This window comes from Streptomyces sp. NPDC003035 (genome assembly GCF_042888285.1).
Taxonomy (GTDB): domain Bacteria; phylum Actinomycetota; class Actinomycetes; order Streptomycetales; family Streptomycetaceae; genus Streptomyces.
In genome coordinates, this window is record NZ_JBIAPJ010000004.1 from 543465 (window position 1) to 556040 (window position 12576).

The 12576-nt window shown below is 71.5% G+C and carries 10 protein-coding genes and 1 tRNA gene; 4 read left to right on the plus strand and 7 right to left on the minus strand.

What is annotated here, in order from left to right:
* Window positions 1–77: 77 nt before the first annotated feature.
* Together ACFYV5_RS15700 and ACFYV5_RS15705 are read right to left on the minus strand one after the other, a co-directional pair.
* Window positions 78–1535: an aminopeptidase P family protein gene (locus ACFYV5_RS15700; protein ID WP_389168669.1), complete on the minus strand. Its 1458-nt coding sequence runs from the start codon at window positions 1533–1535 to the stop codon at window positions 78–80.
* 124 nt (window positions 1536–1659) lie between these two features.
* Complete coding sequence (locus tag ACFYV5_RS15705) at window positions 1660–3222, minus strand: PP2C family protein-serine/threonine phosphatase (RefSeq protein WP_389168671.1); 1563 nt, start codon at window positions 3220–3222, stop codon at window positions 1660–1662.
* A gap of 381 nt (window positions 3223–3603) precedes the next feature.
* Here ACFYV5_RS15705 and ACFYV5_RS15710 point away from each other — a divergent pair, with 381 nt between their 5' ends.
* Window positions 3604–4284 (plus strand): bifunctional DNA primase/polymerase, encoded by a 681-nt coding sequence (locus tag ACFYV5_RS15710; RefSeq protein WP_355110781.1) that lies wholly within the window; start codon window positions 3604–3606, stop codon window positions 4282–4284.
* 261 nt (window positions 4285–4545) lie between these two features.
* Window positions 4546–5124, plus strand: a complete 579-nt coding sequence (locus ACFYV5_RS15715) for a hypothetical protein (RefSeq protein WP_355110782.1) — start codon at window positions 4546–4548, stop codon at window positions 5122–5124.
* A 211-nt stretch (window positions 5125–5335) separates the two neighbouring features.
* Here ACFYV5_RS15715 and ACFYV5_RS15720 read toward each other — a convergent pair whose 3' ends face one another.
* From ACFYV5_RS15720 to ACFYV5_RS15730, 3 genes are all read right to left on the minus strand, one after another.
* Window positions 5336–6304, minus strand: coding sequence for a DUF5926 family protein (locus tag ACFYV5_RS15720; protein WP_355110783.1), 969 nt, complete (start codon window positions 6302–6304; stop codon window positions 5336–5338).
* Window positions 6305–7003: 699 nt separating this feature from the next.
* Window positions 7004–7606 (minus strand): ATP-binding protein, encoded by a 603-nt coding sequence (locus ACFYV5_RS15725; RefSeq protein WP_355110784.1) that lies wholly within the window; start codon window positions 7604–7606, stop codon window positions 7004–7006.
* A gap of 73 nt (window positions 7607–7679) precedes the next feature.
* Window positions 7680–8501 carry a glycerophosphodiester phosphodiesterase gene (locus ACFYV5_RS15730; RefSeq protein WP_355110785.1) on the minus strand — a complete coding sequence of 274 codons (822 nt, stop codon included), beginning with the start codon at window positions 8499–8501 and terminating at the stop codon, window positions 7680–7682.
* 177 nt (window positions 8502–8678) lie between these two features.
* Between ACFYV5_RS15730 and ACFYV5_RS15735 the strand changes: the two genes are divergently transcribed.
* Window positions 8679–10142 (plus strand): S1C family serine protease, encoded by a 1464-nt coding sequence (locus ACFYV5_RS15735; RefSeq protein ID WP_389168674.1) that lies wholly within the window; start codon window positions 8679–8681, stop codon window positions 10140–10142.
* A gap of 125 nt (window positions 10143–10267) precedes the next feature.
* A tRNA-Ser gene (locus ACFYV5_RS15740) sits at window positions 10268–10352 on the plus strand.
* Between the two features lie 146 nt (window positions 10353–10498).
* Here the strand turns inward: ACFYV5_RS15740 and ACFYV5_RS15745 are convergent.
* Window positions 10499–11884: a tyrosine-type recombinase/integrase gene (locus ACFYV5_RS15745; protein WP_389168676.1), complete on the minus strand. Its 1386-nt coding sequence runs from the start codon at window positions 11882–11884 to the stop codon at window positions 10499–10501.
* Between the two features lie 56 nt (window positions 11885–11940).
* Window positions 11941–12129 (minus strand): helix-turn-helix transcriptional regulator, encoded by a 189-nt coding sequence (locus ACFYV5_RS15750; protein WP_389168678.1) that lies wholly within the window; start codon window positions 12127–12129, stop codon window positions 11941–11943.
* Between the last annotated feature and the right edge of the window lie 447 nt (window positions 12130–12576).

The window sequence follows — 12576 nt, forward strand, 5'->3', positions numbered from 1 at the left end:
ACATTGCGCACCCACGGAAGGGCCCCCGCCGATCATGTCGGCAGGGGCCCTTCCGTGGGTGCGTGGCGGGGCGGGGGTCAGCCCTTCAAGCCGGCCATCCACGCCTCGACCTCGTCCGCGCGACGCGGCAGCGAGTCGGAGAGGTTCCGGTTGCCGTCCTCCGTGACGAGGATGTCGTCCTCGATGCGGACGCCGATGCCCCGGTACTCCTCCGGCACGGTCAGGTCGTCGGCCTGGAAGTACAGGCCCGGCTCGACGGTCAGGCACATGCCCGGCTCGAGCGTCGTGTCGACGTACGCCTCGGTGCGCGCGGCGGCGCAGTCGTGGACGTCCATGCCGAGCATGTGGCCGGTGCCGTGGAGGGTCCAGCGGCGCTGGAGGCCGAGCTCCAGGACGCGCTCGACCGGACCCTCGACGAGGCCCCACTCGACGAGCTTCTCGGCGAGCACGCGCTGGGCGGCGTCGTGGAAGTCGCGGTAGGCGGCGCCCGGCTTCACCGCGGCGATGCCCGCCTCCTGCGCCTCGTACACGGCGTCGTAGATCTTGCGCTGGAGCTCGGTGTAGCGGCCGTTGATCGGCAGGGTGCGGGTCACGTCGGCGGTGTAGAGCTCGTCGGTCTCCACACCGGCGTCGAGGAGCAGCAGGTCGCCGGAGCGGACCGGGCCGTCGTTGCGCACCCAGTGCAGGGTGGTGGCGTGCGGTCCCGCGGCGCAGATGGAGCCGTAGCCGACGTCGTTGCCCTCGACGCGGGCGCGCAGGAAGAAGGTGCCCTCTATGTAGCGCTCGCTGGTCGCCTCGGCCTTGTCGAGGACCTTGACGACGTCCTCGAAGCCGCGGGCGGTGGAGTCGCAGGCCTTCTGGAGCTCGCCGATCTCGAAGTCGTCCTTGATGAGACGGGCCTCGGAGAGGTAGACGCGGAGTTCCTCGTCGCGCTCGGCGGTGACCTTGTCGCTCAGCGCGGCCTCGATGGAGGCGTCGTGGCCGCGGACGTTGCGGACGGGGCCGGTGGCCTCCTTGAGGGCGGCGGGCAGCTCGCGGACGTCCTTCGCCGGGATGCCGAGCAGCTGCTCCGCCTCGGTGAGGGAGTGGCGGCGGCCGACCCACAGCTCGCCCATGCCGTCGAGCCAGAACTCGCCGTTCTCACGGTCGGAGCGGGGCAGCAGGTAGATCGTGGCCTGGTGGCCGCTCTTCGTCGGCTCCAGGACGAGGACGCCGTCGTGCGTCTGGTCGCCGGTGAGGTACGCGTACTCGGTGGAGGCGCGGAAGCTGTACTCGGTGTCGTTGGAGCGGGTCTTCAGGTTGCCCGCGGGGATGACGAGACGCTCGCCGGGGAAGCGCGCGGACAGCGCGGCACGGCGGGCAGCGGTGTGCTCGGCCTGCGCGATCGGCCGCAGTTCGCGCAGCTCGGTGTCGGCCCAGCCGGACTTCATGTTCTCGGCGAGCTCGTCGGAGACGCCCTGGTACAGGCCGTTCTTGCGCTGCTTGATCGGCTCTTCGGTCTCTTCCGGGGTCTCCGGCGTGAGCTCTTCGGCCACGGGTCTGCCTCCTCTTGGTACGACACTGAACCCCCACCATCGTACGGTCGTACGGAAGGGGGCCCAGGGCCGGAAGACCCATTACCGCTGAGTCACATGCCGGTCGTGCCGAGTCACGTACCGCTCACTCGAAGCGGGCCGCGAGCAGGACCACGTCCTCCCCGTCCACGGCGGTGTCGAGGCCCTCGGGCAGCAGGGTCCGCAGCACGTGGTCGGCGAGGGCGCCCGGATCGTCCCGGTCCGCCTTCGGCACACTCGCGGCGGCCGCGTGGAGCCGGGCGAAGGCCCGGTCCATGGGGTCGCCGGTCCGGCGCAGCAGCCCGTCCGTGTAGAGCAGCACCGTTTCTCCGGGCGCGGGGGCGATCTCGACGCTCGGCGCCTCCCAGCAGGCGAGCATCCCGAGGGGCGCGGACAGTGAGGTCTCGACGAACTCGGTGCGGTGCTCGCCGATGATCAGCGGCGGGGTGTGCCCGGCTCCGGCGAGGACGAGCTTGCGCTGCTTCGGCTCGGAGTAGGCGAAGAGCGCGGTGGCCGAGCGGGCGGGCTCGGTGAGCCGGAGCAGGAGCTCCAGGTCGGAGAGGACGGCGACGGGGTCCTCGCCCTCCATGACCGCGTACGCCCGCAGGGAGGCGCGCAGTCGCCCCATGGCGGCGAGAGCGCTCGGGCCGGTCCCGGAGACGGAGCCGACGGCGAGCCCGAGGGCGCCCTCGGGCAGCGGCAGCGCGTCGTACCAGTCGCCGCCGCCCTGGGGGCTGGTGCGGTGGCGGGCGGCGAGCTGGACGCCGGGGACCCGGGGGAGACGGCTGGGCAGCAACTCCTCGGCGACGGTGGCCACCTGGACGCGGGCACGCTCCAGTTCGAGGAGGCGGGCGAGGTGTTCGGTGGCGTACCGGCCGTAGAGGCCGACGAGATGGCGCTGGCGTTCGACGGGTTCGGCGGGCTCGTCGTACAGCCAGACGACGGCGCCGAGCCTCCCGGCGGCCTCGGTGGCGAGGGGGAGGGCGTAGCTGGCGGCGTAGCCGAGCCGGGCGGCGACCTCGCGGTGGCGGGGGTCGAGCTCGGCCTGGCCGAGGAGGTCGGGGACCGCGATGGGGCCGGGCAGCACGGTCCGGGAGCCGGCCGGTTCGTGGCCGGGCACCGTCCGGGAGCCGGTCGGTTCGGGAAGGCCGTCGAGGATGCGGCCGTACGAGGTGGCGCTGCGCGGCACGGTCTCGATGGTGCCGAGCTCCGCGTGGGCGAGCCCGAGGCCGACGGTGGAGGCGGGGCCGAGTCCGTCGGCGGGTTCGAGGACGGCCATGCCGCGGCGGGCGCCGACGAGGGCGGCGCCGGCGCGGAGCACCTCGCGCAGTGCCTCATCGAGCGAACCGGTCGTGACCAGGCGTTCGGTCAGTTCGTGGAGGGTGGTGAGGTCGGAGACCCAGCCGGCCAGCCGGTCCTGGATCATCGCGCCGGGGATGCCCGGGAGGGCCGCGGCGGAGGGGATGACGGACGGGATGGGCGCCGCAGTGTGCGCGGGTGAGGGAACCGTGGAATCGATTCCGGCCACTTTCGGCAGGTGTGGGGCGCTCATGTCGATCGGCTTTCCGACCGGTGCGTTTCGCTCTTTAGCATCGCAAACCCCCATGTCAATCTGCGCCGCTAGCAATGCATCCACATGTACACGCACAAGAGGAGCGATGTCCAGCATTGTCCCCACGGGAGTTGTGGTGTCTGTGGGGTTTGGTAGAAGGGTTGAAGTGCAGGCCAAGTTGGCCGAAAATTACCCCCACCGTGCACCATTCGCGGTCGACTGGCGTCGTTTGAAAGCGCGTTGATTTGAACGTGATGGGTACGTAAACGGTGATGGCCAGGGGCAGTTGAAGCAGCCCCGGAACCTGGCAGGGTGCCTGGGCGTCCTCACCGCCGCAGGCCGCGCCCCTCGAGTGGACGACGAGCCTCAGCTCGGCCCCTCCCGCCCCACCGCACGGGGCGGTGAACCGCCGACCTTGTACGCGCTGATACGCACGGTGAAGAGATCTGCACGTGGTGTGATGTGGATTCGGCGTTCAACGGAAAGGAACGAGCGCTCATGCGCGAGATCCTCGGAAGGCGACGCAGGTTCCGGTTCCGGCGCAAGGAGAGGACCATCCAGCTCGACGCGGCGCTTGTCTGCGCCACCGAGTGGGCTTGGCCCGTACTGCCCGGTGTGGGGCTGAAGACGACGACCCGTACGACCAGAGGGGCCGGCTGCGCCTGCCCCGACCCGCAGTGCGTCGTTCCCGGCGCCCACCCCTTCGACCCCGGACTGCTCGCGGCCACCACCGACGAGCGCATGATCCGCTGGTGGTGGACCCGGCGCCCGGAGGCCCCGGTCGTCCTGGCCACCGGCGGCGCGGCGCCCTGCGCGGTGAGCCTGCCGGCCGTCGCGGGGGCACGCGCCCTGGACGCCCTCGACGCGATGGGCATGCGGCTCGGCCCGGTGGTGGCGACGCCGACCCGCTGGTCGCTGCTGGTCGCCCCGTACAGCCTCGAACAGCTCGGCGAGCTCCTCTACGCGAAGGACAGCGTGCCCAGCTCGCTGCGCTTCCACGGCGAGGGCGGCTATCTGCTGCTGCCGCCCTCGGTCGCGGGGACGGGGCAGGTGCGCTGGGAGCGCGCGCCGCTGGAGGGCTCGGCCCGGCCGTGGCTGCCGGACGTGGAGGCGGTGGTGGACGCGCTGGTGGAGGCGAGCACGGGTGCGCCGGGGGGCGGCAGCAGACTCGCGTACTAGGCGGAGGCGGGTGGACGGGCGGGGCGTATGGAGGACCGCGTACGGAAGGAAAGGCCGGGCGCCGGATCCGTATCCGGCGCTTCCCCTTTCCTCTCTCCCCTCTCTTCCTCTCCCCTCCCTCTCCCCCTCCCCTCACCCGAACGGGTGTGAGGCTGCCCGACTTGTACGGGAAATGGGCGCGCGGCGTGCGGTGTGGCTCCGATCCGCCGATATCTTCGGCGCACCGTTCACGAGTCGCAGCCAGCCGGGCAGGTGGGTCCCATGAATCTCCGCATGATCGGGCTCGGGGCCGTCGTGGTGTGCGCCACGCTGCTGCCGCTGGCCGCGCTGGCGGGTCCGGCGGCCGGTCCTGGGCCCCGCGACGACGCCAAGCCGGCGTCGAAGGCGGAGGGCGGGCTGCTGCCGGGGCTCGGCCTCGGCGCTCCCGCGGAGCGGCCGGTGTCCTCGCCCCCGCCCGCCACACAGCCGTCACCCTCGGACCTCCCCGGCCGCGCCTCGCACTGCGGGCCCGAGCTGACCTCACCCGACGGGATCGAGGCGCAGACCTGCGTCCTCACGGAGGGGCCCGACACCTGGGCGCGCACGTACTACCGCAACGCCACCGGCCAGCCGCTGGACTCCGTGCTCACGCTGATGGGCCCCGGCGGGCGGACCGTACAAGTGCGCTGTGCCGTTCCGGCGCAGGATGAACCGGGGGCCTGTGAGACGCCTCGGGAACGTGCCCGGGGCGCGGCTTCCGCCTATTCGGCGGTGGCGGAATTCGCGGGCGCGGGAGAGGGCGACAGTACGCCGCTGCTGCTGCGGTCGGGGAGCAACGCGGCGGGCGCGGGCGGCAGTTGAGCCGCGGACGAGATCCGTCCGGATATGAGAAGGCCCGATCGCTGGCGACGGGGGATGCACCAGCGACCGGGCTTCTAGAACGGTAACAAGAGATCTGCGGTTCGCAAATTCGATCTCGGTTATTCGGACAGGGATTTACTCGGCCACGCCGGGGAGTTGTGGCGGAAGTCACCGACTGATCGGTCTGTCAGTCACCGCGGCCGGCCCGGGGTCAGCTGAGGGTGACCTGACGGTTGGTGAGACCGCCGCGCGCCCGGCGCTCCTCCGGCGTGAGCGGGGCGTCGGAAGCCAGCGCCGTGGCCAGTCGTTCGGCGAACTCGGCGGCCGGCTTCTCGCAGTCCTCGGCCCGCATGGACGTCGGCAGGTCCCAGACGGGGACCATCAGGCCGTGCGCCCGGAAGGAGCCGACAAGCCGGGTGTCGTCGCCCAGGGAGGAGGCGCCGGCGGCGTGCAGGCGGGCCAGCGCGTCGAGGAGCTTCTCCTCGGGGTGCGGCATGACCCAGCGGAGGTGGTTCTTGTCCGGGGTCTCGCACCAGTACGCGGAGTCCACACCGGACAGCTTGACGGTGGGGATCGCGGCGGCGTTGGCGCGCTCCAGGGAGGCGGTGACCTCGGGGTCGGAGGCGGCGGCGGACTCCGGAATCCAGAATTCGAAGCCTTCGTGCACGACCGGCGCAAAATCGCTGTTCGGGTCGAGGAGTTCCTGCAGGCGGGGACCCTCGGCGGGCACGCGGCGGGGAGCGACCGGGGTGCCGGGCTCCGCCTCCAGGGCGCGCTGGAGGGTGTCGGCGAGATCGCGGGCGAGGTCGCCGGAAGAGGAGTCGTTCTGCAGCGCGAGCAGCACGGAGCCGTCGTCGCGGCGCAGCGCCGGCCATGCCATCGGCAGCACGGTCGCGAGCGTCACGGAGGGCACGCCCTCGGGCAGCCCGTCCTTCAGGGTGAGCGGAACGGTGGCGGCGGGCACCAGCTCGCGCAGCGCGACCCAGTCGCACTCGCCGGGCAGGCCCTCGAAGGGGCGCTGGACGAGCTCGGTCACGGCGTGTGCGGCGGCCCGGCCGTGACAGGCCTTGTAACGGCGGCCCGAACCGCACGGGCACGGCTCGCGCGCACCGACGACCGGGATCTCCCCGTTCGTGACCTGTGCCTTGGCGGCCTTCGTCTGGGGGCGCTTCTTGGCCATGGTGTGGCTTTCTCCCGGATAGCGGCAGTGCTGTGGCGACAGGACCGTGCTCGGCGCACGGCTCTGTGTCGGGCGAGCCTAGCCGTACGAAGGCGCTACGGGGCTCAGGCCGGGACGATCGGCCCCGGGGTGGGGGAGATCGGCGCCGGGGCGGGGGTGATCGGCGCCGGGGCGGGGGGTGATCGGCGCCGGATCCCGGCCGGATCGGCGCGCGGCGGTGTCCGCCCAGGGGGTCGGCGCCTGACTCAGGTGGATCGGGTCCGGCTTCGGGCGATCGGTGCCTGGCCAGGGACGCCGGCGCCCGCCTCGGGACACCCGTGCCCACCTCGGGACACCCGTGCCTGCCTCGGAGCGATCGGTGGCCAGCCTGGGGACGCCGATACCTGGCCAGGGATGACGGCGCCCGCCTAGGGGGTGGTCGGCGCCCGGCCCCGGGACGCCGTGCCCAGCCCCGGGACGCCGTGCCCCCCGGAGGGACCGTCGTCTCGCCCCGGACGCCGTGCCTAGCCCCGGGGCACCCGTGCCCGGCCGCGGGACGCCAGTGCCCTGCCCGAGGTGATCGCTACCTCGCCCGGGACGCCGTGCCCAGCCGGGGGGATCGTCACTCGCCCAGGACGGCGGGGCCCCGCTCGGGGGCATCGAGACCCCGCCCCGGCCGATCGGCACCTCGCCCAGGACGGCGGGGGCCCGCCCCGGTCGTCAGTCCACTTCGTCGTACGCGTCCAGGAAGTCGAAGCCCGAGCCGCCGCCGACCCTCGCCGCGAAGTCCTCGCGGCGATGGCCCTCGGTGACGATCACCCAGACCGTGACCTCGCCCGTCGCGCTGTCCCGTACACCCCAGTCCTGAGCCAGCGCGCTGATGATGTTCAGCCCACGGCCGCCGCGTGCGGTGACCGAGGGCGTCGACGGAACAGGTCGCGTCGGACCACCGCCGTCCGTCACTTCGACCGTCAGGCCCCCCGACGCGTCGATGCGCCACGCGGCTCGGACGTCCCCGTCTCCCACCTCGGCCCGCCCCAGCGGCCTGCCGTGCCGACAGGCATTGCTGAGCAGTTCGGAAAGGATCAGTACCGCATCGTCGACGACCGATTCGGACATCCCGCTGCGGCTCAACTGCTCCCGCATACGGTGTCGCGCCTCACCCACGCCCGCAGGGCCATGGGGTACGGCCATGCTCGACGACGTGGGCACCTCCTGTGCCACCACCAACGCCACCCCCGAGACCTCCTTTGCCCCACGCCACGGTGTGGATGCCCCAATGGCCTGGACCGGAAACCGGCCAATGCGCCTCCGGTGACGCACTCGTGACGATCGCGTAGGGGCTGAACGCGCCGTTGCACTCCCTGTGAGCCCCGATACGGGTGGGGAGAACGGGTCAAAGGCGGCCCAACTGGGACAGCACCTGCTTCGGACGGTTGGTGATGATCGCGTCCACTCCGAGCCGCTCGCACAGCTCGACGTCCTCCGGTTCGTCCACCGTCCATACATGGACCTGGTGTCCGGTCTTCTGGAGCCGAAGGATCACGGTGGGGTGGTGGCGGACGATCCGGATCGACGGTCCGGCGATCCGCGCGCCCGCCGGCAGTCGTCCGTCCCGCAGTCGAGGGGTGAGGAACTGGGACAGCGAGACGGTGGGGAGGGTCGGCGCGGCCGCCGCGATCCGGCTGAGGGAGCGTCCCGAGAAGCTCATGACGCGTACGGGAGAGTCCTCCGGAGTCTCCGGCTCCGCGAGGCCGAAACGCTTGAGGAGGTGCAGCAGGCGCTCCTCCACCTGGCCCGCCCAGCGCGTGGGGTGTTTGGTCTCGATGGCGAGCTCGACGCGCCGGCCGGCGTCGGAGACCAGCTCCAGGAGGCGTTCCAGGGTGAGGACGGAGGTGAGCTCGGGGTCCTTCCAGTCCGGGCTCTCACCCGCCTCCTCGCGTCCCCTCCAGGTCCCGAAGTCGAGGGCGGCGAGGTCGGCGAGCTCCAGCGCGGAGACGGCGCCGCGGCCGTTGGAGGTGCGGTTGACGCGTCGGTCGTGGACGCACACGAGATGGCCGTCGGCGGTGAGCCGGACATCGCACTCGAGGGCGTCGGCGCCGTCCTCGATGGCCTTCACGTAGGCGGCCAGGGTGTGTTCCGGGGCGTCCTCGGAGGCGCCGCGGTGGGCGACCACCTGGACGGGGGCGCGGTGGGTGTGCTGCCGTGCGTGGGTCACCGCGTCATGGTGCCATTGGCGGGGCGGCCGTACCGGGCGGTGTCCATTCTGTCCGTAAATAAAGAATCCGACGCGGACACACAGGTCCGGCTTACAGTGGCCTGACGCCTTGTGGGAAAAGCTGTTCGCAGCACCCTAGTGAGGGCATCCACCCGTGCAGTGAACGAGGAGAGAGCTGTGAGCACCGAGAACGAGGGCAGCGCGGTTCCGGCGGACCCGAACGCCCCGTCCGTCCCTCCCGCCCCTCCGACGCCTCCTACCCCTGCCGCACCCCCTGCTGCGTCCACCGCTGGGGACACATCCGAGCCGGCAGCGGTGCCGGACGCGACGCCCGGGCACTCCCCCCGGTCCGAGCCCGCCACCGCACCGCTGCCCGTGACCCCTCCCGCGGAGGCCCCCGTCGGCGCCGGCGCCCCTGCGGGCGACGGTGGCTGGCCCCCGCCTCCGCCGGCCGTGCCGTCCTGGGGCGAGCCCGTCCCTCCGGTCCCGCCCGCCCCGGCGGCCCCGCGGAAGAGGACCGGCGGTCTCGTGGCGGCGGTCCTCGCGGCCGCGCTCGTGGCCGGCGGCGTGGGCGGCGGCATCGGCTACTGGGCGGCCGAGCGCGGTGACGAGAGCCCTCGCTCGACGACGGTCTCCTCGGGCGACGCCCCGGCCTCCTTCAAGCGCGACCCGGGGACGGTCGCGGCGGTGGCCGACAAGGCGCTGCCGAGCGTCGTCACGATCCAGGCGAAGTCCGGAGGCGGCGGCGCCGACAGCGAGGGCGAGGGCGGTACGGGCACCGGCTTCGTCTACGACAAGGAAGGCCACATCGTCACCAACAACCACGTGGTGGCATCGGCGGCGGAGGGCGGCACGCTCTCGGCGACCTTCTCGAACGGCAAGACGTACGACGCCGAGGTCGTGGGCCGGGCGGAGGGCTACGACGTGGCGGTGCTGAAGCTGAAGAAGGCGCCGGAGGGGCTGACTCCGCTGCCGCTCGGTGACTCCGACAAGGTGGCGGTCGGTGACTCGACGATCGCGATCGGCGCGCCGTTCGGGCTGTCGAACACGGTCACGACCGGCATCATCAGCGCGAAGAACCGCCCGGTCGCCTCGGGCGACGGCTCCAGCGGCAAGAACTCGTACATGAGCGCCCTGCAGACGGACGCCTCGATCAACCCGGGCAACTCCGGTGGCCCGCTGCTCGACGCGAGCGGCGCGGTGATCGGCATCAACTCCGCGATCCAGTCGACCGGCAGCGGCTTCGGCCAGTCCCAGGCGGGCTCGATCGGCCTGGGCTTCGCGATCCCGGTCAACCAGGCCAAGAACGTGGCCGAGCAGCTGATCAAGACGGGCAAGCCGGTGTACCCGGTGATCGGCGCGACCGTGAACATGACCGAGAAGGGCGAGGGCGCGACGATCGCGGTCGAGGGCGCGGGCGGCACGCCGTCCGTCACCCCGGACGGCCCGGCGGCGAAGGCCGGCCTGAAGCCGGGCGACGTGATCACCGGCTTCGGCGACCGCCAGATCGACAGCGGCCCGACGCTGATCAGCGAGATCTGGACGCACCAGCCGGGCGATTCGGTGGAGATCACGTACGAACGGGACGGCAAGACGGCGAAGACCACGGTCACCCTGGGCGAACGCACGGGCGACAACTGACCACCCACCGCCCCGCCGCGACCGGGTGATACCGGACGGGCTTGCCCGGTCTGCCCCGTCTTCCCCGCCCCGAGCGGTCAGCCGGTAGGCTGTAGCCCGCTCCGCAGCAGGTGAAGCGGGGCGTGGGTGGGTTGCCCGAGCGGCCTAAGGGAACGGTCTTGAAAACCGTCGTGGCGCGAGTCACCGTGGGTTCAAATCCCACACCCACCGCTTGCAGGTCAGAGAAGTGACTGGTCAGAGGGCGGGCCCCGGATTCCGGGGCCCGCCCTCTGCGTGCACCTTGTCTCACCCTGGATCGCCCATATCCCGGTCCTGACCAGTGCGTATGGGCCATGTGTGGGCCAGGATCGCGGAACTCAGCCGCCGTTCAGCCCCTTCTCGATCAGCGCGTTCGCACGGGACTGCTGGCCTTTCAGGATCTTGGCGTAGAACCGGAAAAGCACGGTGAGGCTGTGGCCCGCCCGCTGTGCGACCTCCACGGGGTCCACCCCGGAGTTGATCCACAGGGACACCCCCGCGTGGCGGAGGGAGTAGGGGACGTCCGCGAGGGGCGTCTTCGCTTCCTTCGCGGATAAGGCTTTCAGGCGAGCCGCGTCCCAGAGAGCGCAGTACTCCGTGGATCGGACCCGTCCCCCTTCCGCCGCCCGGAAGAGCCGGCCGTCATCAGCCGTGCCGTACCGCTCCTTGTGCTCGCGAAGCATCGCCGTGAGCACGGGCGGGATGGGGACAGACCGCGTCGCGGTACGAGCCCGGCGCTTGAGCCCGCGCTGGTCGTACGACTTCCCGTCGTCGGTCCACCCTGAGCCGACTTCGGGACGGCTCCCGGCGAGGACGAGTTCGCCCCACCCCGCCTTCGGCAGCGTGCAGTCCTCCTCGCGCAACGCCGCGATCTCTGAGGGCCGCATGGCGGCGTAGTACAGGCATCCGAAGAACGCGGCCATGTGCTCACCCCGCCCGCTGAGCTGCCGTACAGCGTCGATGAGCGCGGCGGCCTGTTCTGGGTTGGGGACGTACCGGAAGTCGACTTCGTCGTCCCGTACCGGGGCCGTCCAGTCCACACGTCCCAGCGGATTCGCGGGGAGGATCGTGCGCTCGACGGCGTACCGCAGCGTGTTGCTCAGCACCATGCGCTTACGGTTCACGGTGTTGTCGGCGGCGGGCTTTCCGCTCAGCGTCTTGGCGATGGCGTCCAGGGCCGCGCGCAGCCGGTCCGACCTGGCGACCTCGGTCATCTTGTATGTGTTCGCCGCGACCCACTTGAGAGCTGCGGCAACGTCGGCCGGCGGCTGTTCGACCTCATGACGCAGCCGTAGCGTCCCGTCCTCGTCCTGCACCGCGCGGAAGGCCCACCCGTACAGCGCCTTCCGCAGTACGGCGGAGTCCGGGGCGCCGCGCGAGCTGGACACGAAGGCCGGTGTGACGTTGGCCAGCGTCTCGGCGATGCTGGCGCGGTGCTTGGCCGCCGCCTTCGGCCACTTCATCAGTACGTACGCGGTGGCGTGCTCGTACCAGGTGGGCGTCGTCAGCGCCTCGAACTCCGAGGCGGGTAGTCCGGTCTCCTCGTCGAACTGCTCGCGGTTGCGCAGCGCGGCCAGAAGCTCGGACTGCCGTCCTTCCGCCTGCGGCTTGAGCTTGAAGCTTCGGGAATGGGCGCGCTCGCCAACCCGCCACCGCAGCTCGAACGGCTTCGGGCGGCCCTTGCGCTGCCGGATGGACCAGACGTCTACGTCGTACGTGAGCATGTCTCTCCAATGAGCGAGGGGCCCACCGGACGGTGGGCCCCTCAGTGGTGGACGGATCAGGCGGCGACTTCCTCGCACCCGGACAACCACGAGTCCAGGTCCGAACGGCGGACGCGGAGCTGTCCGTTGGGAAGCTTGATCAGGCGCGGTCCCTGAGCGCGGGCACGCATCCGGTAAAAGGCGGCACGGCTCATGCCGAGTTCGGTGAGAACTTCCGAGAGCTTGAGCATCTGGGGGCGGGCCACGATGCGACTCCTTAGGGTTCTGACTGGTGGCGAGTGTGTCCGAGGTGGGAATTTCTGCGTCATTGCGTCATCTGCGTCTTTCACGCCTCTGACCTGCGGTTTCGCGTGACGCAAGGACATGGGTGTGTGTCATTGGCGCGTCACTGCGTCCGTCATCGGATGACGCAGGTGACGCAGGTGACGCGGGATGACGCAGAGATTGGCGCCTGCGTCACCGCCATAACCCCTGTTCACGGGCCGTATGCGGGGCTGTCGTGACGCAGGTGACGCAGCGCTTCCCTTCTTAGGAAAAGAGGGGGTGGTGTCTGTAGTTGTGCGTGCCTCAGGGCGTGAAGAAGGAGCCGCATTCGCGGCGCGTTCCTTTAGGCGGCGGCGAGCCGCCGAACAGCAAGAGGAGCACCCCTGGCCCGGGCGCGGGGTGCTCCTCTTGCTTGTGCGTGAGCCGAC

Bases quoted from the DNA above. Each gene is read 5' to 3' on its own strand.
- ACFYV5_RS15720 (WP_355110783.1), bottom strand. From the start codon at position 6,304: ATGGCCAAGAAGCGCCCCCAGACGAAGGCCGCCAAGGCACAGGTCACG.
- ACFYV5_RS15745 (WP_389168676.1), bottom strand. From the start codon at position 11,884: ATGCTCACGTACGACGTAGACGTCTGGTCCATCCGGCAGCGCAAGGGC.
- ACFYV5_RS15715 (WP_355110782.1), top strand. From the start codon at position 4,546: ATGAATCTCCGCATGATCGGGCTCGGGGCCGTCGTGGTGTGCGCCACG.
- ACFYV5_RS15705 (WP_389168671.1), bottom strand. From the start codon at position 3,222: ATGCTGGACATCGCTCCTCTTGTGCGTGTACATGTGGATGCATTGCTA.
- ACFYV5_RS15710 (WP_355110781.1), top strand. From the start codon at position 3,604: ATGCGCGAGATCCTCGGAAGGCGACGCAGGTTCCGGTTCCGGCGCAAG.